Here is a 26,885-nt window from a genome sequence, read left to right on the forward strand (position 1 = left end):
CGCCCCGTGCCCGTTCCCTGCCACCGCGCCGTGCCGCCTCCGCCGTTCGAGAGTCGGGGCTTACAGGGTCCGGCCGGCGGGCGCGACGGCGGGCGGCGCAGGGCAGGCCCTAGAGCGGGCGGATCACCGCGTCCGGCGCGATCAGCCCCGCCTCGTCCTCCTCCTCGCCGTCGAGCTCCGCTTCCGCCTCGTGGCCCGCGGCGCCGGTGACGTCGGCGAGGTTGCGGGCGACCTTGCGCAGGAGCTTGCGCAGGCGGCGGCGCTCCTTGTTGTCGAACCCGTCGAGAAGCTCGGCCTCAACCTCGTCCCAGAGCCGCTCGATCGCGGCCGCCCGGGCAAGGCCCGTCTCGGTGAGCCGGACCCGCACGATGCGGCCGTCCCCGGCCTCGGCCCGGCGCTCCACGAAGCCGAGGGCGGCGAGCCGCGAGATCGTCTTCGAGGCGGTGGGCGGGCGGACCCGCAGGGTCGCGGCGAGATCGCCCATCGTCATGGTGCCGGCGGCGGCGAGCGCCTGCACCACCTGCTCCTGGCCGGCGAAGAGGTCGAGGGCGGCCAGCCGGTCGCCGATGCGGGAGCGGTGGAGGCGGGCCGCCTGGACGAGGGCCCAGCCCACGCTCTTGGCGCCGGGGGGACGCAGGCGCCGCTGCTCCTCCCGCCCCGGCTTGCCCTCCGCAAGGGAGGGTTCCCTGCCGGATTCCTTCCCCGGCTTGACCTTGCCGCTCGCCTGCATGCCGGAGACTTCGTCGCTCGACGCGGCCGACAGACCATCCTCCGCCGCTCTCATCGCCTACACCTTCTCACGCTGCCTGTCCGGCCGAAACGGCCAAGGCCGAGCGCCCGGCCCCGGACGGGGTCGGGTGCCGACCGGAACGGCATGTGACGGTTTCGTGTGAAGCTGCGATGACAGCGCGGCGGGGGCCCGGTCCGCCGCCTCAGCAGGGAAGCAGGCTCCGCAACTGGTCGAGGATGTCCTCGCCGCTGCAGGGGCGGGCGATGAAGCGGGCGCCCGCCGGCATCCGCTCCGGATCGGGCGCGGCGCGCCCCGAGACGATCACGATGGGGAGTTGCGGACGAGCCTCCGCCACGGAATTGGCGAGGTCGAACCCGTTGGTCCGCCCCGACAATTCGACGTCGGTGACGAGGCCGCAGATGTCGGGCCGCGCCTGCAGGATGCTGAGCGCCCGCTCCGCGGAGGCGCATTGCACGGTCTCGTAGCCGCCATTCTCCAGGACGTCTCCGAGATCCATGATGGTGAGGGCCTCATCCTCGACGAGGAGAATCACGGGCCGGTCGTCCGAGGGGCTCGTCGTCTCGTTCGTCACCGTGTGCATCCTCCCAGATCCAGGGCCGGCGCACCGGGCGGGCATCCCGGTGAACCGTGTCGCAATCCCAACTGTGGAACCATCCTCCGGGTTGCAGCACTCTCTCAGGGGGAAACCGCTTCCCGCACGCTCGCGCCCACGCTCGCGAGGAGATGGCCGAGATCGTCCTGCCCGATGGTGAGGGCGGGCGTGAGATAGAGGATGTCGCCGAAGGGGCGCACCCAGGTGCCGCGCGCGACGAGCCCGCGCTTCAGCTCCGCGAGATCGGGGGGCGATTCGAACTGCACGACGCCGATCGCGCCGAGGACGCGCACGTCCCGGATGCCCGGAAGGCGCGCGAGCGGCGCCATTCCCGCGGCGAGCTGCTCGCCGATGGCGCGGGCCTGCGCGAGGCGGGGCTCCCGCTCGAACAGGTCGAGGCTGGCATTGGCCGCCGCGCAGGCGAGCGGGTTCGCCATGAAGGTCGGCCCGTGCATCAGGGCGGCGGCCGGGTCGTCCGACCAGAAGCCCTGGAAGATCTCGGTGCGGGCGACCGTGGCGGCGAGCGCCAGCGTGCCCCCGGTCAGCGCCTTCGACAGGCACAGGATGTCGGGCACGATTCCCGCCTGCTCGCAGGCGAAGAGGGTGCCGGTGCGCCCGAAGCCTGTGAAGATCTCGTCGAGGATGAGGGGCAGGCCGTGGCGGCGGGCGAGGCGGGCGATCGCCGCCAGCGTCTCGGGCGGGTGCATCCGCATGCCGCCCGCCCCCTGGACGAGGGGCTCGACGATGACGGCGGCGAGTTCGTGGCGGTGGCGCGCGAGCGCCGCGTCGAGGGCGGCCTCCGTCCCGGCGTCGCGCGGCAGGTCGCAGAAGACCTGCCCCGGCAGGTAGGCGCCGAAGCGGCGGTGCATGCCCTCGTCAGGATCGCAGACCGACATCGCGCCCAGGGTGTCGCCGTGATAGCCCTCCCGGAAGGCGAGGATGCGGGTCCGGCCCGGAACGCCGCGGTTGATCCAGAGCTGGACCGCCATCTTGAGGGCGACCTCGACGGCGACCGAGCCCGAATCCGTGAAGAAGACGTGGTCGAGGTCGCCCGGCAGCAGGGCGGCGAGGCGGGCGGCCAGCCGCTCGGCCGGCGCGTGGGTCAGGCCGCCGAACATCACGTGCGGCATCGCGCCTGCCTGGGCGACCAGGGCCTCGCGAATGTGGGGATGGTTGTAGCCGTGGACCGCCGTCCACCACGAGGCGATGCCGTCGACGAGTTCGCGCCCGTCCGCGAGCACGATGCGGCTGCCGTGGGTGCGCACCGCCTCGAGCGGCGGGGCCGCCCCCTTCATCTGCGTGTAGGGCCGCCAGAGATGGGTGTCGTGCGCGGGCATTGCGGCCGGGATTGCGGCGCGCGGGCGGCGCGGTCAAGGGGCGGGAACGGCCCGGGCTCAGGGAAGAGCGGCGGCGTCCGGGCGGTTCTCGGAGGGCAGGGCGCCGAGATCGGATGCGGCGTGCAGCCGGTGGCGGCTCGCCAGGGAGCCCCGCGCCTCCTGCATCGGCAGGAAGGCGGAGAAGCCCACCGGCGTCTGCACGTCGTTGTAGATGGCCTCCATGCCGCCGCGCATGTGATAGGTCTCGTGCCAAATGCCGACGCCGCGCGTGTCCTTCAGGAAATCCGCCCACCATTGCCGGTGCGGCTCGGATCTCGACCAGGCGATGAGGCTGTCCATGTCGCGCCAGTACCAGCGCATGCCCACATGCAGGGGGCGCAGGCTGAAGATGATGTTGTTCTCGTAATGCAGGAGCCCGTCCGGGCGGCCGGCGCCGGCCTTCTCGATCGGCGCGCCGAACCCGATCAGGGTCTTCAGGCCGTAGAGGGCCCGAACCTTCATCCCGAGATAGATGACGACGAGATCCGGATGGTTCGAGAAATCCGGCACCCGCTCTCTTCTGCCGCCGATCATGGCTTCACCCGACCCTCGTCTCTCCCGATCTTAAAGGGCAGCGGCCCCCGCACGGAACGGGTTTTCCCCGCATCCCGGCCTCGGTCCAGGATCGCACGGCCCCGGGCCCGCGGCCAGGCTTCCGGCCTAGGAGGAATGTCTCAGCTTGACTCCGCCGACCTCGCTCGCCGAAGCCACCGAACGACGCCGTTTGCACCGCGCGTCGGCGAGGGATCGTTTGCTTTGGGCATTCAGGCTCAGGCACCGATTGGGCATGGCGCGGGGGTTGCCTGGCAGGCGGGATGGGATACCGTGGCACCCTTGGCGAGGGGCTGCGCGCTGAGCGACGTAGCAACCCTATGAGAGACCCGGTTGCCACGTCGCGTCATTTGGGATCGGGGCGGAAATCCGGTTCCACACGTTAGCAAGGAGTTGGGCATAGACCCCTATAGGTGCAGCGATGCGTTGCACACGATCAAGCAGGCGGCAGGACTGAGTCCTAGAGATGACACAGTAATTTACGACAACGGCGACGTGGTCGGAAAGCTAAGCGGCGATGAGATCGGAAACCTGCATGACGAGTACTGACTCTAGGCCGCTCCCCGCTACGTATGCGTCTGTCGTATTTCAGGGCGTCGACCTCGATCCTGAACTGATCTCTGCGATCATGGAGACATCGCCTACGCTCTCGTACAAGCGCGGCGATACGTACCGAATCAAGCACGAGATACGCGAAAGGCAGTTTGGCCTTTGGGTCTATAGTACCCGGAATGTCGTACATTCAAGTAGTTTAAAGAAACACCTTGCCGCTCTGGAGCGATTGGTCATTGGTGAATTTTCTCAATGGCCCAATAAGACGCTTGCAAAAATACAGGCCCTCGTCAACGAATCAGATATAAAGTTCAGAGTTGATGTGTTCTGGTATGGCACGGCCGATTCAGAGCTTCCAGAGATTAGCCGGTCATTTCATTATGTCGTGACTGAGGCTGGCGGAACTGTAGAAACCGACTTCCACCGCGATGGCGAGACGACGCAAGCAGCTTAGACCGCTCTTTTCTGGTACGGCCCACGCTTGCCCGGCGCGAGCGCCGCAGCCTCAACAAGCGCGGCGATGTCCTCGATGCTCCTAAGCCGATTCGACGCGCCCGCGTCAGGCAGATCATGAACCCGCCATAGCCGGGCCGGTCTTCCATTGCTGCTTCGACAATGTTGACTGGATGGTGCGGCTCGGGATGGCGGAGTTTCCCATTATTCCGCCATGCATACCAACTCTCGCCTGGCAGCAGCAGGTGATTTCCATAACGCCGTCCCTGCCAGGGCTTCCACATACATTCCTCCTGCTTGGCGCCAAGCATACGCCTGCGGGAGGTAATGACGCGGGAACGCGGAGCGGACTCGGCCGCGCTCACATTTCAAACTGACCCAAGTCCGGTTCGGGCCGCCGCTTGACAGCCTCCGGCCTGCGCGTGCTTCACGCTCTGATGTCCGATTCCGGAACGAGCCTCGAAACCTTCGCGCGCGAGAAGCTCATCGAGCTCGACGCCTCGGCCCTGCGCCGCCGCCTGCGGCCGACGATCCGCACGGCGGGCGCCCTGGCCGAGCGCGACGGCCGGAGGCTGAGCTCCTTCTCCTGCAACGACTATCTCGGCCTCGCCAACGACCCGCGGGTGATCGCGGCGGCGCAGGCGGCGACGGCCCGCTACGGCGCCGGCGCCGGCGGCTCCCGGCTCGTGACCGGCAACCACCCGCTGCTCGCCGCGCTCGAGGAGCGGCTCGCCCGCTACAAGGGCAAGGAGGCGGCGCTCGTCTTCGGCAGCGGCTACCTCGCCAATCTCGGCATCACGCCGGCCCTCGTCGGCCCCCGCGACCTCGTGCTCGCGGACGCGCTCTCCCATTCCTGCCTCTGGGCGGGGGCGCGGGTCTCGGGCGCGGAGGTGGTCCGCTTCCGCCACAACGACCTCGCCGACCTGCGGCGCCTCCTCGACCGGCACCGGCCGGCCTGCAGGCGGGCGCTGATCCTGACCGAGCGGGTCTTCAGCATGGACGGAGACCGGGCGCCGCTCCCCGAGATCCTGGCCCTGGCGGAGGATTTCGACGCCTGGACCCTCGTCGACGACGCGCACGGCCTCGGCGTGGTCGAGCCGGGCGCGCGGGCGCCGCTCGAGATGGGCACGCTCTCGAAGAGCCTGGGCTCCTACGGGGGCTATGTCTGCGCGAGCCGGGCCGTCGTCGACCTCCTGACGAGCCGGGCGCGCAGCTTCGTCTACACGACGGGCCTGCCGCCGGCTTCCGCCGCGGCGGCGCTCGCCGCCCTCGAGATCCTGGAGGCGGAGCCGGAGCGCGCCGCCCGGCCCCTGGTGCTCGCCCGCCGCCTCACGGCCCGGCTCGGGCTGCCGGAGGCCGAGAGCGCGGTGGTGCCGATCCTCGTCGGCGCGGCGGAGGGCGCGCTCGCGCTCTCGGCGGCGCTCGAGGCGCGGGGCTTCCTCGTCGTGGCGATCCGCCCGCCCACCGTGCCGGCCGGCACCGCCCGCCTGCGGATCGCCCTCTCGGCCGCCCACAGCGAGGCGCAGGTCGACGCGCTGGCCGAGGCCTTGCGGGACTTGCGCGACTTGCGGGCTTGAGCCCCCCGCGCGCGACGTGATCGCGATCAACGTCCCAGGCCCCCGAACGGTGATCGCACCGATGATCGCATCGCGGGCGCTCCGACGCGCCCGCGGCCCGTCTCAGGCCGCCTCGACGGCCTGCGCCCGCTCGCGGGCGAGCCGCGTCACGCCGACCTGATCGACCTTGCCGGTGCCGAGCATCGGGATCCGGTCGAGCACCACCACCTCGGCGGGAATGGCGATCTCGGTGGCCCCGCGGCCCTTGGCGAAGCTCTGGTACTCGGCCCGGGTCGCCCCCTTCCGCTCGGTGAACAGGATCAGCCGCTCGCCCTTGCGGGCATCGGGCACCGCCGCGACCGCGCTCGGGGCCTCCGGCCAGAGATCGGCGGCGAGCGCCTCGATGCCGGCGAGCGAGACCATCTCGCCCGCCACCTTGGCGAAGCGCTTGGCCCGGCCCTTGATGGTGATGAAGCCCGGCGGATCGATCGTCACGATGTCGCCCGTGTCGTGCCAGCCGCCCGCCGGCGGCTCCAGCACGCCCGGCTTCTCGGCGCGCAGGTAGCCCAGCATGACGTTGGGCCCCCGCACGAAGAGGCGCCCGCCCGTGTCGATGCCGGGCACGGCTTCGAGGCGCGCCTCCATGCCGGGCATCAGCCGGCCGACCGTGCCGAAGCGATTGAACATCGGGGTGTTCAGCGCGAGAACCGGCCCGCATTCGGTGACGCCGTAGCCCTCGAGGATGCGCAGGCCGAACTTCTCCGCCCAGGTGCGCCGCGTCGAGTCCTTCACCGCCTCGGCGCCGGCCAGCACGTAGCGGAGCGAGCGCAGGTCGTAGGCGTGGGCGGCCCGCGCGTAGCCGGCCAGGAACGTGTCGGTGCCGAACAGGATGGTGCTGTTCGAGCCGTAGATGAGCTCCGGCACGATCCGGTAATGCAGCGGCGAGGGATAGAGGTAGACGGGCACGCCCGAGATCAGGGGCAGCACGAGGCCGACCGTCAGCCCGAAGGCGTGGAAGACCGGCAGCACGTTGAAGACCTTGTCGGTGCGGCCGAAATCGATGCGGGCGGCGGCCTGGGCGGTGTTGGCCAGCATGTTGCGGTTGGCGAGCACCACGCCCTTCGGCGTGCCCTCGGAGCCCGAGGTGAACAGGATCGCGGCCGGATCGTCGCCCTTTCGCGCCACGAGCGGCTTGCGGGGGCCGAGGAAGCCCCGGATCTTGTCGCCGAGCGTGACGGTGGCGCGCACGTCCTCGAGGTAGAGGATCTCGACCTCGCCGCGGATCGCCTCGACCAGGCCGCTCAGGCGGCCCTTCTCGATGAAGGCGCGGGAGGTGAGCACCGTGCGCACCTCCGCCGCCTTGCAGGCCGAGAGAATGTTGGCGGGCCCGGCCGAGAAGTTGATCATCGCGGGCACCCGGCCGGCCGAGGCGAGGGCGAAGAAGGTGACGGCCGCGCCGTTGGCGTTCGGCAGCATCACGCCCACCGGCCGGCCGACGGGGGCGAGCGGCATCAGCTTGCGGGCCAGGATGTTGGCGCCCATCACGAGGCGGCCGTAGGAGAGCGTGCCGCCGATCGGATCCTCGACCGCCCTGCGGCGCCAGCCGTGGCGGTCGCCCGCCTCGATCAGGGCCTCCATCAGGCCGCGGTCGATGTCGGCGGTGCGGAAGACGAGGTCGGACATGATGCCGTAGAGGGCCGCGCCCGCCGCCTGGCGGCGCGCCTTGCCCTTCAACTCCGGGTCGACCGTGAGCCGGACCGGCTCCAGCACCGTCACGGTCACCTTCGGCCACCAGCGGCGGCGGACCTGGGCGCGGGAGAGGCGCGAGAAGGCGGTCTGCTCCAGCCCCTCGATCTTCACCGGCACCACCATCGCGCCCGACTTGTCGGCGATGAGGCCGGCGCCGTCATAGACCTTCATCAGGCTGCCCGTGACCGTGAGCCGGCCCTCGGGGAAGATGATCAGCGTCTCGCTGGCTTTGACCGCGTTGATCAGCGTGCGGGTGGCGAGCGGCCGCGTCGGGTCGAGGGGCATCGCCTTGGTGATCGTCAGGAACGGCTTCACCCACCAGCGCTGCGCGATGCCGTGGTCGATCGCGAAGACGGGCTCCTGCTCCAGGAGCGAGAGGGCGAGCGGCGCGTCGAGGAAGGAGACGTGGTTGAGGGCCACGATGGCGTTCGGCCCCGCCTTCTCGACGTTCTCCAGGCCCCGCACCTCCAGCCGGTAGAAGGCGCGGAACAAGATCGAGAGGAAATCGCGGAACGGGCTCGTGGGCAGGGTCGCGAAGATCACCGCGCCGACGATCAGGTTGAGGATCGCGACGAGGGCCAGCAGGGCGGCCATCGAGAAGCCCGCCCCCTGGAGCATGGCGAGCGCCAGGGTGCCCGCCACCATGAAGGCGGCGGTGAGCACGTTGACGGCGCCGATGACGCGGGCGCGCTTGGCCTTGTCGGTCCAGGCCTGCACCGCGGCGAAGGAGGGCACGATGTAGAGGCCGCCCGCCATCGCGAGGCCGAGGAAGTCGATCGCCACCCGCAGGCCCGTGCCGGTGCCCAGGAACTCGGCGGCGCCGACCATCGGGCCCGAGGCGGGGGGCAGGTGCGCCACCGTCCAGGCGAGGTCGAGGCCGAACAGGCCCATCAGCACCGCGCCGACCGGCACCGGCAGGAGAACGATGCGCCCGCTCGCGAGCCAGGAGGCGAGGCCGGAGCCCAGCGCGATGCCGACCGAGAAGGTGGCGAGCAGGAGCGTCACCACGGTCTCGGAGCCGTTCAACCCCGTCTTCACGAGGACGGGCAGCAGGGACAGCACGACGGCGCCGACGAGCCAGAACCAGCTCACGATCACCGAGCCGCGCCACAGGCGAGAATCGGACCAGAGGTCGCGCAGAAGCTCCACCGTCGAGCGGGCGACGTTCGGGTCGACGCGCAGGTCCGGCGCGCCCTCGCCGGTGCGCGGGATCAGCCGGGCCGAGAGCCAGCACAGCAGGGCGAAGCCCATGATCATGGCGCCGAAGGCCGCCCCGCTGCCGCCCGCGGCGGTGGCGAGCCCCGCCACGATCGTGCCGAGCAGGATCGCCAGGAAGGTGGCGCCCTCGACGAGCGCGTTGCCGGCCGGCAATTCCTCGCGCCGCAGATGATCGGGCAGGATGCCGTACTTGATCGGGCCGAACAGGGCCGCGATCACGCCGAACAGGCCGAGCGCCACGAACAGGACGGGCACGGAATGGAGGAAGAAGCCGATGACGGCGGTCGCCGCCGCGAAAATCTCGGCGAACTTGAGCCGCCGGGCCATGATCGCCTTGTCGTAGCGGTCGGCGAGTTGCCCGCCGAGGCCGGACAGGATGAAGAACGGGCCGATGAAGACCGCGCTCGCCAGCGTGATTAGGATGCCGGAATGCCCCGGATCGCGCTCGCCGATCTTGAACAGGATCAGGAAGGCGAGCGCGTTCTTGAGGAAGTTGTCGTTGAAGGCCGAGAAGAACTGGCACCAGAACAAGGGCGCGAAGCGTCGCGCCGTCATCAGCGAGCGGAACATGGTTGCCTCCCCGGCTGAGCGCATGACTGCCCGCCGATCGGTAAAGCGTCAAATCCGGCGTGGCCCGCTCTGTGCGGCCGCCGTTTTTGAACGGTGTACAAGAATTAGATCCGCTCCGTTCGGCCTGCAACGTTGAATTTGCACGCCGTACAATCTAGAAGGCCCGCCGGGTGCGGGCGCGCACGCCGATGGGAGGATGCGTGGCAAAGGTGGCGGGAAAGCGAAGCGGGAGGCGCGGCACGGGTCCGCGCGGCGAGCACGACCGGGAGGCGTTCCTCGCCCTCGTGACGGAGACCGCCGAGGGGCTCCTGCGCGCCGAGGGCCTGCGGGGCCTCGGGATGCGCCGGCTCGCGAGCGCGATCGGCTACGCGCCGAACTCGATCTACAATGCGGTCGGCGACCTCGACCAAGTGGTGCTGCGGGTCAATGCCCGCACCTTCGGGCGCCTGCGCGACACGCTGCTCGCGGCGACCCGGCCGGAGGTGTCGCCGCGCGAGAACGCGCTGGCGCTCACCGACGCCTACCTCGCCTTCGTGGCCGCGAACCCGGCGGTGTGGAGCCTCGTCTCAGAATACACGACCGCGCCCGGCGCCCCCTTTCCGGACTGGTACGCGGAGGCGCTCTCCGAGGCGATCCGCCCGGTCGACGCGGTCCTGGCGCCGCTGATCCCGGAGGCCGAGGAGCGGCGGCAGGCGGTGGCGGCTCTCTGGGCCGGCCTTCACGGCCTTGCCGCCCTCTCGACCTCGCGCAAGCTCGCCATGCTGACCGCGGAATCGCCGCGGGCGTTGGGGCAGATGCTGGTCAGGCGGTTCCTCGGGTGATCGGTCTTGAAAGGCGCAGGGTCTTCCCACATTCTCGCGCGAGCCAGCGAAGGAGACCGCCGCATGGAGCGCGGTGATGCATCACGGCGCCAGGGGGAGGATCCGCGTGACGCGGCGGTGCGCTCGGCGCGGGATGCGCTCCGCGATCTCAGGCAGTCCGGCGTCAGCCCCCGTGTGATCCGCGAGGCCGAAACGCTGGAGAAGGTCCTGGATGCGGAGACCGCACAGGGTCCAGCCGACCGGCAGCCGCGCAGGTTCGGCGCCTTTGCAGGCAGGTTCACGATCGGTCCGGAGTTCTTCGAGCCCCTCTCCGAGGATGAGCGGCGCGCCTGGGGCGAGGATTGAGGCTCCTCCTCGACACGCACGCGCTGATCTGGTTCGCTGCTGGCGATACGCGTCTTCCGGATCCGGTCAGGGAAGCGATCGCGGATCCGCAAAACGAGGTCTTCGTGAGCGCGGCATCCGCCTGGGAGATCGCGGCCAAGTACCGGAAGGGCAAGCTCCCGGAGGCGTCCTACCTCGTCGCCCACTGGGCCGAGATCCTCGAAGCCTGCGGGATCGTCGATCTGGCGGTGACCAGCCGGCACGCATTCCGGGCCGGACTCCTGACTTTGGCCAATGCCGATCCGTTCGACCGCATGATCGTCGCACAGGCGCAGTCGGAAGACCTCGTCGCAGCTTCGAACGAGGCGGACTGGGATCATCTCGGCATCGTGCGCCTGTGGAACGCCGCACCCTAGCCTTCTGAAGGCAACCCGCCACCCTGTCAGGGCGCCCTCCATGGCCAAGCAGTTTCCAAGGCTCGACGAACGCCTGCGCGATTTCATCGGGCGCCAGCACGTCTTCTTCACGGCCTCTGCCGCCGCCGGCACGCGGGTGAACGTGTCGCCGCGCAGCACGCGGGAGCTGCGCATCCTCGGCGACGACGCGGCGGCCTATCTCGACCTCACCGGCAGCGGCAACGAGACGGCGGCCCATCTCCTGGCCGACGGGCGACTGACCCTGATGCTCTGCGCCTTCGAGGGCCTGCCGATGATCCTGCGGCTCTACGGGCGCGGCACGGTGCTGGCGCGGGGCGGCGCGGATTACGCGCGCCTCCTCGACACGGCCTTCGGCGGCACGGAGCCCCCCGGCGCCCGCCAGATCGTGCACCTCGCCATCGACCTCGTGCAGACCTCCTGCGGCTACGCCGTGCCTCTCTTCGACTACCGCGAGGAGCGGGCAAACCTCGACCGCTGGGCCGCCGCGAAGGGCGAGGCGGGGCTCGACGCCTACCGGCGGGAGAAGAACGCCCGCAGCCTCGACGGCCTGCCGACCGGCCTGTTCGACGAGGCCTGAGACTCCCTCAAGGGGCCTCCGCCTGAAGCTTCCGGTAGGCGCGGCCGTGCTCGCAATAACCCTCGACGATGCGGCTCATCATGGCGCGCTTCTCGGCGTCGAGCGCCCCGAGGATGCGGGCCGGGCGCCCGCCCCAGAGCTGGCCGCCCTCCAGCAGCTGGCCCGGGTCGGTGGTGGCGCCGGCCGCCAGCATCACGTCGTCGGCGATGACGGTGCCCGGCGCGATGGCGGCGCCGATGCCGATGAGGCTGCGGGCGCCGATCCGGCAATCGGCCATGCGCACGTTGTGGCCGATCGTGGTGTCGCGCCCGATCACGATGCCCTCGCCCCGGCTGCGCAGGACGCTGTTGTCCTGGATGTTGGTATCGGCGCCCACAACGATCGGGCCGGCCTCCGCGCTCAACTCGCAGGAGAACAGCACGGTTGAGCCGGCGCCGAGGGCGATGCGGCCGCGCAGCCGCGCAGTGCGGGCGACGAAAACGCTCTCCTCGACCTCCGGCGCGTCGGCCGGCGGCACGGGGGCGCTGTCGCCGCTGGCCTCGCGCAGGCGCTCGGCGCGCTCGGCGATCTCCTCGGGCGTGATCGGGCGTTGCGGCTTGGCGGGGCTGCCGGAATAGACGAAGCCGGCAGGCAGGTTCGCCCGGGGGAACACCGTCGAGCCCGCCTCGATCACCACGCCGCCCTCGACGGTGGCGCCGTCGAGGATGACGACGTCGTCCTCGATCACCACATCGGACCCGACCGCGCAGGCATGGACCACGGCGTTGCGCCCGACCGTCACCCGGTCGCCGACGCGGGTGCCGTGGGTGAAGGTGGCGATGTGAACGGTCGAGCGGTGGCCGAGCCAGAAGCGGTCGCCCAGCGTCACGGTCTGGCCGTCGGCGCGGATCACGGCGTCGTCCCCGAGCCAAGCCTGCGCGCCGAGGGTCGCGGCGCCGATCACCGTGCTGCCCCGCCCGCACCAGACGGGGCGGGAGGCGAATTGCGGCAGCACGCCGTCATGGGGCAGGATCAGGTCTGGCGTCACACGGGTCGTCCTTCGGATCGCGAACCGGCCGCGACTCGCTCAAGGCCCATAGGCGCACGCGCACGGCCATCGAGTCGAGCGTTTCCGCGCGCCGACCCGAGCGCGTCCGGCCAAGGCGCGTCCGGCCGAGAGCCCTGGCATCGCGGGGCGAGTTCTGCGACAGGCTCTTAGCGCCGTTCGCGCGGGGTGGCCACCCGAGCGCGGCGGCGCCCGCCCCGCATCGGGAGTTGCCGTGACCACGTCCCCCGTCAGCATCCAGGCCGAGCCCTTCGACGTCGCCGCCGAGATCGCCCGGCTGTCCGCGGAGACGGCGGGCCGGGCCGGCGCGGTCGTGACCTTCACCGGCCTGTGCCGCGACGAGGGCGGGCGCCTGACCGCCCTGGAACTGGAACATTATCCGGGCATGGCGGAGGCCGAGATCGCCCGCGTCGTCGAGGAGGCCCGCTCCCGCTGGCCGCTCGCCGGGGTGCGCGTCGTGCACCGGCACGGCCGCGTGGCGCCGGGTGACGGCATCGTGCTCGTGCTGACGGCCTCGGCCCATCGCACGGCCGCCTTCGAGGCCGCGAGCTACCTGATGGACTACCTCAAGACGCGCGCCCCGTTCTGGAAGCGCGAGCACCTCGCCGACGGCAGCGTCGGCGGTTGGGTCGAGGCGACCGCGGCGGACGATCTCGCCGCCGGGCGCTGGGAAGGCTGAGGCCTCAGTAGAGGGCCGGCAGCTGCACGTTCGGGATCGGGAAGGGCCCGAGCATCAGCCGCCCGTCCGCGAGCCGCAACGGGGGCAGCGGCTTCAGCGCGGCGTCTCCCGCCGTCCCGCCCTCGGCCGGCGCATCCGGTCCGCGATCCTTGCGCCGGATCCCGCCGAGGAGCTGCCCGACGAGGTTGCCGATCAGGGCGCCCTTCTCCGCGCCCATGCGCTGGCCCATGATCTGGCCGACGATCGATTCGAGGCCCGCCGCCCGCAGGTCGAGCTGACCGGCCGGGCGATGCGCGTCGTCGATGTCGAGGGTGCCGCGGGCCTGGAGGCGGCGGTCGCCCTTGGCGAAGGACAGCATCGTCAGGTCGAGGCTGCCGTCGGCTTGGCGCCACGCTTCCAGTTCCTGCGGGACGGGGCCGGTGCGCAGCACCGTGGCCCGGTTCACGGTCGCGTCGAGGGAGAGGTCGGCCGGCGCCGCGCTGCCGACGAAGGCGTCGATCACCGGCAGCAGCACCTGCGCCGCGCGCAGGCTCACGTCGACGGCCCCGTCCGATTCGAAGCGGCCGGGCGTCGGCCGGGCGTGGAGCTCGAGGTGCTTCGTGGCGAAGTCGATCGGCTCCGGCCCGGCGCCGCGCACGCTGCCCTTCGGGTCGTCGACGACGAGGGAGGCGCGCACGAAGCCGTCCGATGCCCCGTGGAAGCTGCCTTCCAGCGCGGTCCAGGTCACGTCGGCGGTGAGGTCGCCCTGGTCGACGTGGAAGGGCCCCTGCGCCATCAGGAGCCCGTGCCGGGGCTGGTAGATCTGGACGAGGGCGGTGATCGGCCCGAGCGTGAAGCCGCCGTCGGAGCGGGCGAGCTTGAGGGAGGCGCAGCGCAGCTCGATCCGGAACGGATAGCCGCTGATGGAGCGGTCCGCGCAGGTCCAGGCGCGGCCGGCCGCCGCCTCGCGGGCGATCCAGGCGTCCATCTCCTTCGCGGCCCGGTCCCGGATGAAGACCCAGCCGGCGGACCAGAGGACGACGAGGGCGAGGAGAAGGCCGAAGGGCAGGAAGAGGCCGATCCGCGAGCGGGGCTTCGCGCGGACGGAGTGCTCGGCCCGCGATTCCGGATCACCCACCATCTCGTCCGCTCCCTGAACAGGTCCGCGGGCTCGACGCGGCCCGGCGGCGGGCGCGCAAGGGCTCGGTTGGCGTCCCTGCGGCCTCAGGCAGCGTCATGGTCGGTCCAACGGGGCGAAAGCATGGCAGCCGCCCCCGATCCCCCGACGAAGCGGCCGCCGCTCAGACGCGGGCAGGCGCGCCCACGTCGCTCTTGAGGTCGTCGACGATGGCGCTGCGCTCGTCCGCGCTGCCGGCCAGCCGGTGCACGTGCATCTCGTTGGCGCCGTTCGTGCGTACGCGGGCGAGCCAGTTGCGGTGCAGGCGCTCGCGCGGGCTCTCGCCGGCGGCGGCCACGGCCACGAGTTCGGCGATGCCCGCCTCGTCGCGGCGCACCGCGATCACCACGGCCTCCCCCATCTCCTCGAGATCGGGCTCGCTCAGGTCGTGGACGCCGACCACGTAGCGCTTGCCGGAGCGGCCGCGCCACGCGCTCAGCGCCAGCGCCGGGGTACCGCGCAGGCTCGCCGTCGTTCTCAGACGCTCTTCGCGCACGTCCTGTCTCCGTGACCGATCGTCCTTGAGGTCGCGGAGCGCGGCCGACCAGGACAAAGCTCTCTTGTTCGCCATTTGTTCTACACTATCCCGCTCGATTCGCCCGCGTCAAGGACGCCGCTACCGTACCCGAAAGGTGGGTATTCGGAGGGTTATCCACAAGCGGAACCGGGGCTCCCGAGGCGTGATATCGCACCTCGGGAACGGGATTTCCGCGCGGCTCAGGCGCTGCTGCGGCTCCGCTCCGGCTTCGGCGGCGTCTCCGCGGACGGCACGGTCAGGCCGGCGGCGGCGAGGTCGGCGCGGCCGCTCGCGAGGAGCGCGTTCGAGGCGGTCTCGACGCGCGATTCCACCACCTCCAGGAAGGGCGCGCGGGCAAGCCCGTGCGGGATCGGCGGCAGGAACTCGATCACGGCGGTGCCGGGGCGGCGCTTGAGGCTGCGGCGCGGCCAGTAGAGCCCCGTATTGAGGGCGACGGGCAGGCAGGGCACGCCGAGCGCCACGTAGAGATGGGTCAGGCCGAGCTTGTAGGCCGGCGGCGCGCCGGGCGGGCGGCGGGTGCCCTCGGGGAAGATGATGAGCTGGCGCCCCTGCCGGATCGCGCCCAGAGCCGCCTCGTTCATCAGCGCCATGGCGCGGGTGCCCTTGGTGCGGTCGATCGCCACCATTCCGCTGCGGGACAGGTACCAGCCGATCAGGGGGATCCAGAGCAGCTCGCGCTTCAGGATGTAGGCGAAGTCGTCGAACATCGTGACGAGGGCGAGCGTCTCCAGCGCGGATTGGTGCTTGGCCGCGATCAGCACGGGCCCCTCGGGGATGTTGCCGAGGCCCCGGAACTCCACCCGCAAGCCCCCCACCACGCGCAGGAGCCACAGCGTCCCCCGCGCCCAGGTCTGCGCGAGCCGGATGACCGCCCGCTGCGAGACGAGGGTGGGCAGGCCACCGACCGCGAGCAGCGTGGTGAAGAGGTAGAAGCAGACGTTGAAGGCGAGCGAGCGCAGGGCGAGCATGGGCGACCGGAATCGTGCGCCGGGAGCGGCGCGGGCTCCCTTTAGCCTGCCCTGCGCGCCACCACCAACCGTCAGTACCCTTCCGCCAGGGTGCCGCGCTGGCGCGGGTCCGAGGCGCCGGCGAGCAGCCCGTCGACCCGCATCACCGAATTCGCCGAGCCGGAGCTCGTCCCCACCTTCACCGTGTGGCCCCGGCTTCTCAGGATCGCCAGGGTGTCGGGGGAGAGCCCCTCCTCGGCGAGCAGCACGTCCGGTTGCCATTGGTGGTGGATGCGCGGCGCCGCCACGGCCTCGGCGAGATTCATGCGGAAATCGAGCACGTTCACGATCACCTGCAGGACGGTGGTGATGATGCGGCTGCCGCCGGGACTGCCGGTGACGAGGAGGAGGCGCCCGTCCCTGAAGACGAAGGTCGGGGTCATCGAGGAGAGCGGCCGGGCGCCGGGCGCCACGGCGTTCGCCGCGCCGCCGACGAGGCCGTAGGCGTTGCGCGCCCCCGTCTTGGCGGAGAAATCGTCCATCTCGTTGTTGAGGATCACCCCGGTGCCCTCGGCGACGAGCCCGATCCCGTAGGAGAAATTGAGCGTGTAGGTGTTCGAGACGGCGTTGCCCTCCGCGTCGACCACCGAGAAATGCGTTGTCTCGGTATGCTCGAAGGGCAGCGGGTCGCCGGCCTTCACGGCGGCCGCGGGCCGCGCCCGCTCGGGGTCGATCGCGGCGCGAAGCGTGTCGGCGTAGGGCTTGGCGATGAGGCCCTTCACCGGCACCCGCGTGCGGGACGGATCGCCGAGCCAGGTGGCGCGGTCGGCGTAGGCCGGCTTCATCGCCTCGGCCAGCGTGTGGATCGCGGCGGCGCTGCCCGCCCCCATCCCGGCCAGGTCGAAACCCTCCAGCACGTTGAGGATCTCGATGAGATGGACCCCGCCCGAGCTCGGCGGCGGCATCGAGACGATGTCGTAGCCCCGGTAGGTGCCGCGCACCGGCGTGCGGGTCTCGGGCTTGTAGGCGGCGAGGTCGGCCTCCGTCATCACGCCGCCCGTCCCCTGCACGGCGGCGGCGATGCGGGCGGCGACCGGCCCGCGGTAGAAGGCGTCCGGCCCGCCCTCCGCGACGGCTCGGAGCGTGTCGGCGAGGTCGCGCTGGACGAGGGTCTCGCCGCGCTGGAGCGTCCGGTCGCCCGAGAAGAAGATCGCCCGGCTCGACGGCCATTGGCCGAGGAGGCCCGAGGCGCGGGGCAGCGAATCGGCGAGGCCCGCCTCGACCGGGATGCCCTCCCGGGCGAGCCTTTCCGCCGGGGCGATCAGGTCCGCGAGGCTGAGGCGGCCGGAGCCGTAGAGCCGATGCGCCTCGGCAAGCCCCCGCACCGTCCCCGGCACGCCGACCGCCTTGCCGGTGCGGGTCGAGGCGGCGCGGTCCGGCTCGCCGTCGGGGCCGAGGAACATGGTCTCGCTGGCGGCGGCGGGCGCCGTCTCCCGGTAGTCGATCGCCACGGTCTCGTTGCGGGCGGCGAGATGCACCATCATGAAGCCGCCGCCGCCGAGATTGCCTGCCCGCGGCAGGGTGACGGCGAGCGCGAATCCCACCGCCACCGCGGCGTCGACGGCGTTCCCGCCCCGCCGAAGGATCTCGACGCCGACGCGGCTCGCCCGTTCCTCCTGCGAGGAGACCATGCCGTGGCTCGCCAGGACGGGCAGCAACCGCGCGTCGTCCGCCTGGATCGGAGCGGTCTCGGGCGCGGGCGGCTCCTGCGCGCCGGCGGGCGCCGAGACCGACAGGAGAAGGGCGAGGGCGAGGGAGCCGGTGCGGGTCATGGCGCTCCAGATAGGGCGCAAGCGTCGCGCCGGCCGCAAGGGCTGCTCCCCCTGGTGCCGGGTGACGAGGGTGCGAGGGCGAGGCGGATTGCGTCAGGAAGCGGGTGTCGGGCGGCAGGTCGCCGCCGAACAGGTCGCTGACGCCGAAATCCTGGCCGAGATCCAGGCGAGCGGCGGGGCGAGCCGGGTCTGGCCGGGCTGGGCGGCGGAGCCGGCCAGCGCCCCTCCCGCAGGGGGCACGAGGCAGGCCGCAGCGGTGAGGGCACGGGCGACCGTCAGGGATCGACGCTTCGTCGGGTCTCCGGTCTCCGTCATCTTTCGGTGCCACACTCCACTGTCTGACGGCCGGGCGCCGAGCCCCCTCGCGCGGCCCCGTCGCCGCGGGGGCCGAGGTCACGGCCTTGCGACCCTCTCCCCGGACCTATCGGGGATCCGTGCCCCGGGCCGCCACAAGCCAGTAGACGAGGCCCGCCGCAGCACCCGCGAGGAAGAGGATCGCGCTGAGGTGCCCCTCCGCCGCGAGCCGGCCCGCAGCGCCGCCCGGCCGCGGGGCGCCGCGCACCAGCCAGGGCAGGGAGGCGGTGAGCAGGCCGCAGGCGCCGCCGTACCAGACGAGGCTGCGCAGCCGCAGCGTCTCCCCGACGAGGGCGACGAGGCAAGGGGGCACGACGAGGAGCACGAACAGCGCCTGCGCGAGGCCGGCCAGCACGATCGGCAGCGTCTCGGGGGAAAGCCCCGCGGCGAGATCGGGCAGGAGCGCGTCGAGCCCGGCCAGCGCGCCGTCCGCGAGCCAGCCCTGGGCGGCCGGATCGAGGACGAGCAGGAGGGTCAGCGCCCCGGCGCCGGCGGGAATCGCCAGGAGGAGGCCGAGAGCCATGAGGACGAGACGGCCGAGGACGCGCATGAGCCCGTCATAGCGCGTTTCGGACCGCCCCTCCTCAATCGCCCTCGGGGCGGAAGACGTAGCCGAGGCCGCGCACGGTGCGGATGAAGCGGGGGTTGGCCGGGTCGGGCTCGATCTTCTTGCGGATGCGGTTGATGCGCACGTCGATCGCCCGGTCGAAGGCGTCGGGATCGCGCGCGTCGGCGAGGTCGAGGAGCCGCTCGCGGGAGAGCGCCCGCTTCGGGTGGTCCGCGAAGGCCTTCAGGAGGTCGTATTCCGAGCGGGTCAGGGGCTGCTCGAGGCCGGCATCGTCGCTGAGGCGGAGGGAATCGGGCTCCAGCCACTTCGTGCCGAAACGGATCCGTCGCGTGGCCTCGGGTGCGGCCGCGGGTGCCTCCGAACGGGGGGTCGCTTGCGCCCGCCGCAGCACGGAGCGGACCCGCGCCACGAGCTCGCGCAATTCGCAGGGCTTGGGGAGATAATCGTCGGCGCCGAGTTCCAGGCCGACGACGCGGTCGATCGGGCTCGCCGTGGCGGTGAGCATGATGATCGGGATCGCGCTCCGCGCCTTGAGGTCGCGCACGATCGAGAGCCCGTCCTCCTCCGGCATGTTGAGGTCGAGGACCACGAGGTCGGGCGTGCGTTCGGCGATGTGCGCGCGCAGCGCGCGTCCCCCGTCGCACAGGGTCACGTCGAACCCGTGCAGGCGCAGGTAGTCGCCGACCATCGCGCGGGCCTCGGCCTCGTCGTCGACGACGACGACGTGAGCGGCACTCGCGCTCACCGGCCGCTCCGTCCCGGCTCGTTGGGAATCTGACGCATCACGCTCGCGGGCACGCGGATCGAGGGGTCTCGCTTCCAGGGGGCGGGCATCGGCGGATGCCCGGCGCCGTTACACGGCAAGATTGCATCATGCATCATGCGAGCCCCTCTGGCGATGCACGCCCCGTTCTGTCAACGACCGGTTTCGCCGCCGCCCGGCTCCGGTCAGAGCTGCCCGAAACCTGTCGAGGCCGGCCGGCCGGAGCCATCAAGCCTGAAGGCGGGTCCGATGCCACGGCGTCGACGCGTCATTCCACAGTCTTGATGACGGCGGAATGGCTGGACGAGACGCCCGATCAACTGATGAGGCTTGCCGGAGGGGCGTCTCTTTTGTTTGTGCCCTCCCGCACCGAGCCGACCGCACAGGGGCCACAAAGGGCTTTCATCTCGGATCGGCTTGAGGACAATGCGGCCCATCGGCGCCGGATACGTGAAACCCGCGGTTGCGGCTTGGTCGGAACGGTACGATGGACGACGATATCCTCCACCTGATCCCGGACGAGGTGCCGTCCCTGCCCGAGCGGGCCGGGACCTGGGCCGTCGCGGTCGTCGACGACGACCCGGCGGTGCACGAGGGCACGCGCTACGCGCTCGCCGGCTACACGCTCGACGGGCGGGGGCTCGAGATCCTCTCCGCCCATTCCGCCGAGGAGGCGCGCGCGCTCCTGCGGGCGCGCCGCGACATCGCGGTGGTGCTCCTCGACGTGGTGATGGAGACGGACGACGCGGGCCTCGTCCTCGTCGACTTCATCCGCCGGGAATTGCGGGACGAGACCGCGCGGATCATCCTGCGCACCGGCCAGCCGGGGCAGGCGCCGGAGCGGCGCGTCATCGTCGATTACGACATCAACGACTACAAGGCGAAGACGGAGCTCACCGCCGACAAGCTCTTCACGAGCCTCACCGCGGCGCTGCGCGCCTACCAGCAGCTCAAGCGCCTCCACGAGACCCGGCGGGGCCTGGAGATCATCATCGACGCGGCCCCGATGCTCCTCGACCACAAGTCGATGCAGCTCCTGGCGGAGGGGATGCTGACCCAGGTCGCCTCGCTCCTCAACGTCGATTGCGCCGGCATCCTGGTGCTGCGCGAGAACGGGGAGACGGACGAGCGCTTCTGCGTGCTCGCCGGCTCCGGCTGCTACCACCACTACATGGGCCGCGAGCCGGCCTGGCCCCTCGACGCGGACGTGCACCCGATCGTCGCCCGCACCTTCGCCGAGCGCCGCCACAGCTTCGGGACCCGCTGCTCGACGCTCTACCTCGAGACCGCGAGCGGCAGCGAGATCGTCGCCCTGATCGATGCCGACCGCTCGCTCTCCGACACGGACCGGGCCTTGATCGACCTGTTCACGAGCCGGCTATCCATCGCCTTCGACAACGTGATCCTCTACGAGCAATTGCAGCGCGCGAATGTCGGGCTGGAGCAGCGCGTGGTCGAGCGCACGGCCGAGTTGATCCGGGCGAACCGCCGCCTCGGCATGCAGCGCTCGGACCTGCGCCGGGCGAACGGCCTCAAGACCGAGATCCTCGGCACCATCGCGCATGATCTCAAGAACCCGCTCGCGGTCATCCTCGGCCGCGCCGAGATGCTCAACGACCTCACCGGCATGAGCCCGCCGCCGGGGGAGCAGATGCGGGCGCAGGCCGACCACATCCGCAGCTCGGCCAAGCGCCTGACCGGCATGATCGAGAGCCTGATGGCGGATGCCATGAACGACGCCCTCGACATCACCCTGCGCCGGGAGCCCGTGGACCTCGCCGCCCTCGCCCGCGAGGTCTGCGAGGCGAACCGGCCGCTGGCCGACCTCAAGGACCAGGGCCTGGAGGCGGCGCTTCCGGGCGAGACCTGGCTCTGCGGCGACACGGAGCGCCTGCGCGAGGCGATCGACAACCTCGTCTCGAACGCGATCAAGTACAGCTTCCCCGGCGGGGCGATCCGGGTCGCGGTCTGGCGGGACGCGGACGAGACGGTCTGCGCCGTCTCCGACCACGGGCCCGGCCTGTCGCCGGAGGATGCGGGGCGCCTGTTCGGCCGCTTCCAGCGCCTCTCGGCGAAGCCCACGGCGGGCGAGGGCTCGACGGGCCTCGGCCTCTCGATCGTGAAGCGCATCGCGGAATTGCACGGGGGCCGGGCCACGGCCGAGAGCGAGGGACCGGGCCGGGGCGCCACCTTCGCGATCCGCTTCCCCAACGCGGCCGTGGAACTGATCTGAGGGGCCGCGTACAGTCGCGGGCATGGCCTCCCCCGTCCCGCGGATCTTCGTCCTCACCGGCGCCGGCATCTCGGCGGAGAGCGGGCTCGGCACCTTTCGGGACCGGGGCGGCCTCTGGGCGCGCTTCGATCCGATGCGGCTGGCCACTCCCGAAGCCTTCGCGGCCGATCCCGACACGGTGCTCGACTTCTACAATTGGCGCCGCCGCAACGCGCTGGCGGCCGAGCCGAACCCGGCCCACCGGGCCCTCGCCCGGGCCCAGGCGCGCGCGGCGGAGGCGGGCGGACATCTGTTTCTCTGCACGCAGAACGTGGACGACCTGCACGAGCGCGGCGGCGCGGGCGCGGTCGTGCACATGCATGGCGAGCTTCTGAAGGCGCGCTGCACGGGTTGCGGCCACGCTTTCGGCCGCCGCGACGACATCCTGCGCGCGCAGCCCTGCCCCCATTGCGCGCGCACCGGCACCCTGCGGCCCGACATCGTCTGGTTCGGCGAGATGCCGATGCACCTGGAGGCGATCGACGCCGCCCTCACGCGCGCCGATCTCTTTGTCTCGATCGGCACCTCCGGCTCCGTCTACCCGGCCGCGGGCTACGCCGCGCAGGCGCGCACGCTCGGCATCCGCACCTGCGAACTGAACCTGGAGCCCTCCGACAACGCGGGCCTGTTCGACGAGACGCGCTACGGCCCGGCGAGCGAGGTCGTGCCCGCCTTCTTCGCCGGATACGGGCTCGGCTGAGGCGCGTCGGGGGCTCGGCAGGGGCTGTTTGCCGGGCTACGATCCGGCCCGGTCCTGCGCTCCCTCAGTACGGAGACGCGCCTGCAACTGCAGGACGCAACGCGGCCCAACGACTTACCGGATCGCTGCGGGTCCGGCCGCGACGGGAGAGCCTCCCGAATCACCAGGGGCGCGCGCGTCAAGATATGGACGCCCGGGTTGCCGAAGGGTTACAACAGTCAAGCTTGGTTGAGTCGTCGCGCGGCCTCGTCCAAGCGTTCGTTGCAGCCTTAGGGGAATAATAGACCCATGCAGAACATAACTGTAACTGCCCGCGAACGTGATACCGTTCTTGCGGCTCTACGCTATTATCAATTCTATAGGATGCAGGGTCATCCTTTCGATCCGCGGCAGGATCATCTCATCGATGCCATCGCGAGTGAGAATGGCGACGCTCTGGATTTGACCGAAGTCGATGATCTGTGTGCGGGCCTGAACGGCAACAAGCACGCATTGCGCGCCAGCGCCTGAGCGCGACTTCGGGGCGGAGTGATCCGCCCCTATCTCGGACGGGCCGGTCCGGATTTCTCGGCCTCACCCCACATCGCAATTTCAACGCGCATTCGGACCGGGTTCAGAACACCTGGACGATCCGGGCCGCCGCAGGGTGCGGCGCGAGCCCCGCATCGGCGAGGCTCGGCACGACGAGCGCGTAGGCCGTCAGGATGGTGCCGGCGGCGAAGAGCTTGATGAGATCGCGCATGGTCTGTCCCCTCGTGGTGGAGCCCGCGTCGCGGCCGGCTCTCGTTGGGGCAGGGTCTAGCAGGGCCGTCTTTCACGCCTGTTGCGTCGCGCCGCCGAAAGATTGCGTTGCGGGCGCAACGATGAGGGGCGGAGCGCCGCTCGGAGCGGCCTGAAACCTTTCGCGCGCCGCGTGCGTAGGCCGGGCCGTTCCCGCCGGATCGGGAACGCGGGAAGCGCCGGCGGCAGTTCGGCGGCCCGGGTCTAGGGGAAACCCACGGAGCAGCGGGCGGGGCGTCCGGCACGGGCGCTCCGCCCCACCGGGGCCGCGGGCTGGTCCCGGTCAGGGGCTCTGCGAAAGCTGCTGCTTGGCCCGGGCGAGGGCCGCCTCGCAGCCCTTGGCATCCCCCTTCTTGTCGGCGGTCCGGGCCTCGTCGAGGGCGACCTTGGCCTGCTGCGCCGTGTCGCCGCCCTTCCCGGCCTCGGCCGATTTCTCGGGCGGGGCCTCGGCCACGGCGGGCTGGCCGGCCCGGCCGGGTTCGGCGCCCTGGCCCTCGCGGGCGGCGGCGACGGACTTTCCGCTCGTCGAGGCGGAGATGGCGTCGCGGGCCTCGTCCTTCACGCGCTTGTCGAGGGCCGCGATCTGGTCCGCGCAGGGCGAGGCGTAGGCCGCTCCGGGCAGCGTCGCCACGGCGACGGAGAGGCAGGCGGCGAACGGCCGGACGAGACGCATCATGGGCGGAAGATCCTCGATTGCTGGCGGCATCCGTGCAGGCCGAGGCTTACAGCGCGAGGCTTGCCGCGGGTGCCGGTCGCGGGAGGAACGCTTCAGGCGCGGCTCCCGATCCCTGCGGGAGGCACCGAGCCTCCGCGTCGTCCCCTCGGAACGACGCGGGTGCGCGGACGGAAGGCCCGCAGGTCCCGGGCGTCACCCCGGAGACCTGCGGAGCGCTCAGGCGCTGAGCTTGTCGCGGATCGGCAGCTCGCGGATGCGCCGGCCCGTGGCCGCGAAGACCGCGTTGGCGATGGCCGGCGCGACGGGCGGGACGCCCGGCTCGCCGACGCCGCCGAGCGGCGCTCGGTAATCCGGGTTCGGCAGCAGGTGGACGTGAACCTCCGGAGCGGCGTCGATCCGGACGATCTCGTAGCCGTCGAAGTTGTTCTGCTGCGCACGGCCCTGCTTGAAGGTGATTTCGGAGGTGAGCGCGAGGCCCATCCCCATCACCACCGCGCCCTCCATCTGCGAGCGCACCCGCTCCGGGTTCACCTGCGGCCCGCAATCGACCGCGATGTGGACGCGCTTGACCGAGACCTGACCCTTGTCGCTCACCTCCACCTCGGCCGCGACCGCGGTGTAGGTGACGAAGCTGTAATGGCCCGCGATGCCGAGGCCGCGGCCCTTCTCCATCTTCCGGCCCCAGCCGATGCCGCCCGCCGCCGCCTCGATGGCGCGCCGCAAGCGCCCCGTCTCGATCGGGTAGCGCTTCGGATCCTCGCCGTAGTTCCAGACGTCGCCGATGTCGGTCGGGTCGATCTTCCGGTCGGGTCCGATCAGCTCGAGCAGGTACTCCTTCGGGTCGCGCCCCGCCTCGTGCGCGAGTTCGGCCACGAAGGACTGGATCGCGAAGGCGTGCGGGATGTTCGAGACCGAGCGGAACCAGCCGATGCGCACATGCGCGGGGGCCTCCGGGTTCTCCAGCCGGATGTTGGGCAGGTTGAAGGGCGTGTTGACGAGGCCCATGCCGAGCTCGAAGGGGAGCTCGTGCTTCGGGTCCGGCGCGAAGATCGAGCCGATCGTCGGCGCCGTCGAGCGGTGGAGCCAAGCCACCGGCATGCCCTTCTCGTCGAGGCCGGCCTCCACGTGCTCCACCGAGATCGTGTGGTAGTAGCCGTGGTGGATGTCGTCCTCGCGGGTCCAGGTCAGCTTGACCGGCACGCCGCCGACGGCCTGCGAGCAGAGCGCGGCCTCGACCACGTAGTCGGGCTTCGACTTGCGGCCGAAGCCGCCGCCGAGCAGCGTCACGTTCACCTTGACCTTGTCGGCCGGGAGCTTGAGCGCCTTGACGAGGCGGTCATGGGCGGCCTGCGGCCCCTGCGTGCAGGCCCAGGCCTCGCAGGCCCCGTCCTTCACGAAGGCCACCGCGGCCGGGGGCTCCATCGGCGCCTGGACGAGGTGGGGCACGAAGTACTCGGCCGTGATCCGCTTCTTGGCCTTGGCCATGGCGCCGTCCACGTCGCCCTGGTTGCGCACGACCTTGCCGGGCGCGCGGGCCGCCTTCTCCAGCTCGCCCCGGAACGCGTCCGTGTCGTAGCCCGCGTTCGGGCCGTCGTCCCAGGTGATCTTGAGGGCGTCGCGCGCCTTCAACGCCGCCCAGGTGTTCTTGGCCACCACCGCGACGCCGCCGAGCGGCATGAACTCGGAGGGGATGGGCGCCCCTTCGATCTGGAAGATCTTCACGACGCCGGGGACCTTCTTGGCCTCCGAATCGTCGAGGCTCGCGACCTTGCCGCCGTAGACGGGCGGCCGGGCGACGAGGGCGTAGAGCATCCCGTCGAGGCGGGTGTCGAGGCCGTAGATCGCCTTGCCGGTCGTGATGTCGCGGTTGTCGATGAGGCCGATCTCGCCCTTGCCGATGTAGCGGAAGGCCTTCGGGTCCTTCAGCGCCACGCTCTCGCGGGCGGGGACGGGAAGCGCGGCGGCGGCCGCCGCGGCCTCGCCGTAGCCCATCTGGCGCTTCGACTTGGCGTGGACGACGACGTGGTTCTCGGCGCTCACCTCGGAGACCGGCACGCCCCATTGCTTGGCGGCAGCCTCGCGCAGCATCAGGCGGGCGGCGGCGCCGACATGGCGGAAATGCTGGAAGAAGTGGCGCAGGCTCCGCGAGCCGTCGGTATCCTGGTTGCCGAAGCGGGTCTCCTCGCCCCAGGCCTGGACGACCTTGACCTTCGACCAGTCGGCCTCGAGCTCGTCGGCCACCACGAGGGCGATCGAGGTGCGCACGCCCTGGCCCATCTCCGAGCGGTGGTTCGTCACGGTCACCGTGCCGTCGGGCGCGATGGCGACGAAGACCTTCGGATCGTCCTTCCAGCCGTTCGGCATGCCGTCGGCGCCGAACTTCTTGGGCTCGTCCTTCTTCTCCTCGGCCTGCGCGCGGTCACGCAGCGAGAGGGCGAGCGCGAAGGCGCCCAGGCCGCCCAGCACCGCCCGGCGGCTGACATTGGCGAGCACGGCCGGCACGGCGGCCTTCGGGGTCTCGGCCGCGAGTTCGGCCATCAGCTTGGCGTCGTGGATCACAGGCGCTCTCCCTTGGTTCCGGGGGCGGATTTGGGCTGGCCGGCGGCCTGGTGGATGGCGGCGCGGATGCGCGGGTAGGTGCCGCAGCGGCACAGATTGCCGCTCATCGCCTCGTCGATCTGGGCGTCGGTCGGCTTCGGCGTGTCCTTGAGGAGGGAGGCCGCCTGCATGATCTGCCCGGGCTGGCAATAGCCGCACTGGGAGACGTTGAGGTCGCGCCACGCGGCCTGGACCGGGTGGTTGCCGTCCGGCGAGAGCCCCTCGATCGTCGTGACCGTCTGGCCCTCGGCCGCCGAGACGGGGGTCACGCAGCCGCGCACGGCCGTGCCGCCGAGATGGACGGTGCAGGCGCCGCAGAGGGCCTGACCGCAGCCGAACTTGGTGCCGGTGAGGCCCAGCTCGTCCCGCAGGTACCAGAGCAGGGGCATGTCGGGATCGCCGTCGAAGCTGCGCTCAGCCCCGTTCACGGTGAATTTGATCATCAGCAT

General features: G+C 71.4%; 27 protein-coding genes. 10 read left to right on the forward strand and 17 right to left on the reverse strand.

Annotation, left to right across the window (positions count from 1 at the left end):
* Positions 1-109 precede the first annotated feature (109 nt).
* From J2X36_RS00575 to J2X36_RS00590, 4 genes are all read right to left on the reverse strand, one after another.
* A complete protein-coding gene (locus J2X36_RS00575; RefSeq protein WP_310344697.1) occupies positions 110-784 on the reverse strand; it encodes a MarR family winged helix-turn-helix transcriptional regulator in 675 nt (224 codons plus the stop codon).
* 148 nt (positions 785-932) lie between these two features.
* The gene (locus J2X36_RS00580) at positions 933-1,331 is read right to left on the reverse strand and encodes a response regulator (RefSeq protein WP_132251885.1); all 399 of its coding nucleotides are present in this window, start codon (positions 1,329-1,331) and stop codon (positions 933-935) included.
* Between the two features lie 95 nt (positions 1,332-1,426).
* Complete coding sequence (locus tag J2X36_RS00585; protein WP_310344704.1) at positions 1,427-2,680, reverse strand: adenosylmethionine--8-amino-7-oxononanoate transaminase; 1,254 nt, start codon at positions 2,678-2,680, stop codon at positions 1,427-1,429.
* 57 nt (positions 2,681-2,737) lie between these two features.
* Positions 2,738-3,253 carry a DUF4188 domain-containing protein gene (locus tag J2X36_RS00590; RefSeq protein WP_310344707.1) on the reverse strand — a complete coding sequence of 172 codons (516 nt, stop codon included), beginning with the start codon at positions 3,251-3,253 and terminating at the stop codon, positions 2,738-2,740.
* A gap of 553 nt (positions 3,254-3,806) precedes the next feature.
* Here J2X36_RS00590 and J2X36_RS00595 point away from each other — a divergent pair.
* A complete protein-coding gene (locus J2X36_RS00595) occupies positions 3,807-4,277 on the forward strand; it encodes a DUF4279 domain-containing protein (protein WP_310344710.1) in 471 nt (156 codons plus the stop codon).
* Between the two features lie 436 nt (positions 4,278-4,713).
* Entirely contained in the window at positions 4,714-5,853 is a 1,140-nt protein-coding gene (locus tag J2X36_RS00600; protein ID WP_310344713.1) for an aminotransferase class I/II-fold pyridoxal phosphate-dependent enzyme, read from the forward strand.
* 102 nt (positions 5,854-5,955) lie between these two features.
* On the opposite strand, the gene J2X36_RS00605 is transcribed toward J2X36_RS00600, so the two are convergent.
* Positions 5,956-9,369 (reverse strand): acyl-[ACP]--phospholipid O-acyltransferase, encoded by a 3,414-nt coding sequence (locus tag J2X36_RS00605; protein WP_310344716.1) that lies wholly within the window; start codon positions 9,367-9,369, stop codon positions 5,956-5,958.
* Positions 9,370-9,569: 200 nt separating this feature from the next.
* Between J2X36_RS00605 and J2X36_RS00610 the strand changes: the two genes are divergently transcribed.
* The 4 genes from J2X36_RS00610 (at position 9,570) to J2X36_RS00625 (ending at position 11,528) form a co-directional block, all read left to right on the forward strand.
* Positions 9,570-10,190 carry a TetR/AcrR family transcriptional regulator gene (locus J2X36_RS00610; RefSeq protein ID WP_405029701.1) on the forward strand — a complete coding sequence of 207 codons (621 nt, stop codon included), beginning with the start codon at positions 9,570-9,572 and terminating at the stop codon, positions 10,188-10,190.
* Positions 10,191-10,253: 63 nt separating this feature from the next.
* A complete protein-coding gene (locus J2X36_RS00615) occupies positions 10,254-10,535 on the forward strand; it encodes a hypothetical protein (RefSeq protein WP_310344719.1) in 282 nt (93 codons plus the stop codon).
* On the forward strand, positions 10,532-10,930 hold the full coding sequence (locus J2X36_RS00620) for a type II toxin-antitoxin system VapC family toxin (protein ID WP_310344722.1): 399 nt from the start codon (positions 10,532-10,534) through the stop codon (positions 10,928-10,930). Before J2X36_RS00615 ends, J2X36_RS00620 begins: the two co-directional genes overlap by 4 nt.
* Positions 10,931-10,970: 40 nt before the next feature.
* A complete protein-coding gene (locus J2X36_RS00625) occupies positions 10,971-11,528 on the forward strand; it encodes a pyridoxamine 5'-phosphate oxidase family protein (protein WP_132251870.1) in 558 nt (185 codons plus the stop codon).
* 7 nt (positions 11,529-11,535) lie between these two features.
* Here J2X36_RS00625 and J2X36_RS00630 read toward each other — a convergent pair whose 3' ends face one another.
* The gene (locus J2X36_RS00630) at positions 11,536-12,555 is read right to left on the reverse strand and encodes a gamma carbonic anhydrase family protein (protein WP_310344731.1); all 1,020 of its coding nucleotides are present in this window, start codon (positions 12,553-12,555) and stop codon (positions 11,536-11,538) included.
* A gap of 232 nt (positions 12,556-12,787) precedes the next feature.
* Here J2X36_RS00630 and J2X36_RS00635 point away from each other — a divergent pair, with 232 nt between their 5' ends.
* Entirely contained in the window at positions 12,788-13,252 is a 465-nt protein-coding gene (locus J2X36_RS00635; RefSeq protein ID WP_310344735.1) for a molybdenum cofactor biosynthesis protein MoaE, read from the forward strand.
* A 4-nt stretch (positions 13,253-13,256) separates the two neighbouring features.
* Here J2X36_RS00635 and J2X36_RS00640 read toward each other — a convergent pair whose 3' ends face one another.
* The 7 genes from J2X36_RS00640 to J2X36_RS00670 form a co-directional block, all read right to left on the reverse strand.
* Positions 13,257-14,372 carry a DUF2125 domain-containing protein gene (locus J2X36_RS00640; protein WP_132251862.1) on the reverse strand — a complete coding sequence of 372 codons (1,116 nt, stop codon included), beginning with the start codon at positions 14,370-14,372 and terminating at the stop codon, positions 13,257-13,259.
* Between the two features lie 160 nt (positions 14,373-14,532).
* The gene (locus tag J2X36_RS00645; protein WP_132251859.1) at positions 14,533-14,979 is read right to left on the reverse strand and encodes a hypothetical protein; all 447 of its coding nucleotides are present in this window, start codon (positions 14,977-14,979) and stop codon (positions 14,533-14,535) included.
* 146 nt (positions 14,980-15,125) lie between these two features.
* Positions 15,126-15,914, reverse strand: a complete 789-nt coding sequence (locus tag J2X36_RS00650; RefSeq protein WP_132251856.1) for a 1-acyl-sn-glycerol-3-phosphate acyltransferase — start codon at positions 15,912-15,914, stop codon at positions 15,126-15,128.
* Between the two features lie 71 nt (positions 15,915-15,985).
* Entirely contained in the window at positions 15,986-17,725 is a 1,740-nt protein-coding gene (gene ggt / locus J2X36_RS00655) for a gamma-glutamyltransferase (RefSeq protein ID WP_310344739.1), read from the reverse strand.
* 93 nt (positions 17,726-17,818) lie between these two features.
* Positions 17,819-18,040, reverse strand: a complete 222-nt coding sequence (locus tag J2X36_RS00660) for a hypothetical protein (RefSeq protein ID WP_310344742.1) — start codon at positions 18,038-18,040, stop codon at positions 17,819-17,821.
* Between the two features lie 106 nt (positions 18,041-18,146).
* The gene (locus J2X36_RS00665) at positions 18,147-18,629 is read right to left on the reverse strand and encodes a hypothetical protein (protein ID WP_310344745.1); all 483 of its coding nucleotides are present in this window, start codon (positions 18,627-18,629) and stop codon (positions 18,147-18,149) included.
* A 34-nt stretch (positions 18,630-18,663) separates the two neighbouring features.
* Positions 18,664-19,392 carry a response regulator transcription factor gene (locus J2X36_RS00670; protein WP_310344748.1) on the reverse strand — a complete coding sequence of 243 codons (729 nt, stop codon included), beginning with the start codon at positions 19,390-19,392 and terminating at the stop codon, positions 18,664-18,666.
* A 505-nt stretch (positions 19,393-19,897) separates the two neighbouring features.
* Between J2X36_RS00670 and J2X36_RS00675 the strand changes: the two genes are divergently transcribed.
* From J2X36_RS00675 to J2X36_RS00685, 3 genes are all read left to right on the forward strand, one after another.
* A complete protein-coding gene (locus J2X36_RS00675) occupies positions 19,898-21,643 on the forward strand; it encodes a DUF3369 domain-containing protein (RefSeq protein WP_310344751.1) in 1,746 nt (581 codons plus the stop codon).
* Between the two features lie 22 nt (positions 21,644-21,665).
* A complete protein-coding gene (locus tag J2X36_RS00680; protein WP_310344754.1) occupies positions 21,666-22,382 on the forward strand; it encodes an NAD-dependent deacylase in 717 nt (238 codons plus the stop codon).
* A 288-nt stretch (positions 22,383-22,670) separates the two neighbouring features.
* Positions 22,671-22,892: a hypothetical protein gene (locus J2X36_RS00685; protein ID WP_109889730.1), complete on the forward strand. Its 222-nt coding sequence runs from the start codon at positions 22,671-22,673 to the stop codon at positions 22,890-22,892.
* A 103-nt stretch (positions 22,893-22,995) separates the two neighbouring features.
* Here the strand turns inward: J2X36_RS00685 and J2X36_RS00690 are convergent, their stop codons facing one another.
* The 4 genes from J2X36_RS00690 to J2X36_RS00705 form a co-directional block, all read right to left on the reverse strand.
* Positions 22,996-23,124: a hypothetical protein gene (locus tag J2X36_RS00690; RefSeq protein ID WP_310344761.1), complete on the reverse strand. Its 129-nt coding sequence runs from the start codon at positions 23,122-23,124 to the stop codon at positions 22,996-22,998.
* A gap of 321 nt (positions 23,125-23,445) precedes the next feature.
* Positions 23,446-23,838: a hypothetical protein gene (locus J2X36_RS00695; RefSeq protein WP_310344763.1), complete on the reverse strand. Its 393-nt coding sequence runs from the start codon at positions 23,836-23,838 to the stop codon at positions 23,446-23,448.
* Between the two features lie 216 nt (positions 23,839-24,054).
* A complete protein-coding gene (locus J2X36_RS00700; RefSeq protein ID WP_132251841.1) occupies positions 24,055-26,397 on the reverse strand; it encodes a xanthine dehydrogenase family protein molybdopterin-binding subunit in 2,343 nt (780 codons plus the stop codon).
* Positions 26,394-26,879 (reverse strand): (2Fe-2S)-binding protein, encoded by a 486-nt coding sequence (locus J2X36_RS00705; RefSeq protein WP_132251838.1) that lies wholly within the window; start codon positions 26,877-26,879, stop codon positions 26,394-26,396. Before J2X36_RS00705 ends, J2X36_RS00700 begins: the two co-directional genes overlap by 4 nt.
* Between the last annotated feature and the right edge of the window lie 6 nt (positions 26,880-26,885).

Source organism: Methylobacterium sp. BE186, from assembly GCF_031457035.1.
Classification (GTDB): domain Bacteria; phylum Pseudomonadota; class Alphaproteobacteria; order Rhizobiales; family Beijerinckiaceae; genus Methylobacterium; species Methylobacterium segetis.

Excerpts from the sequence above, each read along its gene's own strand:
- J2X36_RS00690 (WP_310344761.1), bottom strand. The coding sequence starts at position 23,124 with ATGCGCGATCTCATCAAGCTCTTCGCCGCCGGCACCATCCTGACGGCC.
- J2X36_RS00695 (WP_310344763.1), bottom strand. The coding sequence starts at position 23,838 with ATGATGCGTCTCGTCCGGCCGTTCGCCGCCTGCCTCTCCGTCGCCGTG.
- J2X36_RS00585 (WP_310344704.1), bottom strand. The coding sequence starts at position 2,680 with ATGCCCGCGCACGACACCCATCTCTGGCGGCCCTACACGCAGATGAAG.
- J2X36_RS00705 (WP_132251838.1), bottom strand. The coding sequence starts at position 26,879 with ATGATCAAATTCACCGTGAACGGGGCTGAGCGCAGCTTCGACGGCGAT.
- J2X36_RS00615 (WP_310344719.1), top strand. The coding sequence starts at position 10,254 with ATGGAGCGCGGTGATGCATCACGGCGCCAGGGGGAGGATCCGCGTGAC.
- J2X36_RS00640 (WP_132251862.1), bottom strand. The coding sequence starts at position 14,372 with ATGGTGGGTGATCCGGAATCGCGGGCCGAGCACTCCGTCCGCGCGAAG.
- J2X36_RS00660 (WP_310344742.1), bottom strand. The coding sequence starts at position 18,040 with ATGACGGAGACCGGAGACCCGACGAAGCGTCGATCCCTGACGGTCGCC.
- J2X36_RS00580 (WP_132251885.1), bottom strand. The coding sequence starts at position 1,331 with ATGCACACGGTGACGAACGAGACGACGAGCCCCTCGGACGACCGGCCC.
- J2X36_RS00575 (WP_310344697.1), bottom strand. The coding sequence starts at position 784 with ATGAGAGCGGCGGAGGATGGTCTGTCGGCCGCGTCGAGCGACGAAGTC.
- ggt (WP_310344739.1), bottom strand. The coding sequence starts at position 17,725 with ATGACCCGCACCGGCTCCCTCGCCCTCGCCCTTCTCCTGTCGGTCTCG.
- J2X36_RS00685 (WP_109889730.1), top strand. The coding sequence starts at position 22,671 with ATGCAGAACATAACTGTAACTGCCCGCGAACGTGATACCGTTCTTGCG.
- J2X36_RS00650 (WP_132251856.1), bottom strand. The coding sequence starts at position 15,914 with ATGCTCGCCCTGCGCTCGCTCGCCTTCAACGTCTGCTTCTACCTCTTC.
- J2X36_RS00590 (WP_310344707.1), bottom strand. The coding sequence starts at position 3,253 with ATGATCGGCGGCAGAAGAGAGCGGGTGCCGGATTTCTCGAACCATCCG.
- J2X36_RS00675 (WP_310344751.1), top strand. The coding sequence starts at position 19,898 with ATGGACGACGATATCCTCCACCTGATCCCGGACGAGGTGCCGTCCCTG.
- J2X36_RS00625 (WP_132251870.1), top strand. The coding sequence starts at position 10,971 with ATGGCCAAGCAGTTTCCAAGGCTCGACGAACGCCTGCGCGATTTCATC.
- J2X36_RS00645 (WP_132251859.1), bottom strand. The coding sequence starts at position 14,979 with ATGGCGAACAAGAGAGCTTTGTCCTGGTCGGCCGCGCTCCGCGACCTC.
- J2X36_RS00680 (WP_310344754.1), top strand. The coding sequence starts at position 21,666 with ATGGCCTCCCCCGTCCCGCGGATCTTCGTCCTCACCGGCGCCGGCATC.
- J2X36_RS00605 (WP_310344716.1), bottom strand. The coding sequence starts at position 9,369 with ATGTTCCGCTCGCTGATGACGGCGCGACGCTTCGCGCCCTTGTTCTGG.
- J2X36_RS00595 (WP_310344710.1), top strand. The coding sequence starts at position 3,807 with ATGACGAGTACTGACTCTAGGCCGCTCCCCGCTACGTATGCGTCTGTC.
- J2X36_RS00600 (WP_310344713.1), top strand. The coding sequence starts at position 4,714 with ATGTCCGATTCCGGAACGAGCCTCGAAACCTTCGCGCGCGAGAAGCTC.
- J2X36_RS00665 (WP_310344745.1), bottom strand. The coding sequence starts at position 18,629 with ATGCGCGTCCTCGGCCGTCTCGTCCTCATGGCTCTCGGCCTCCTCCTG.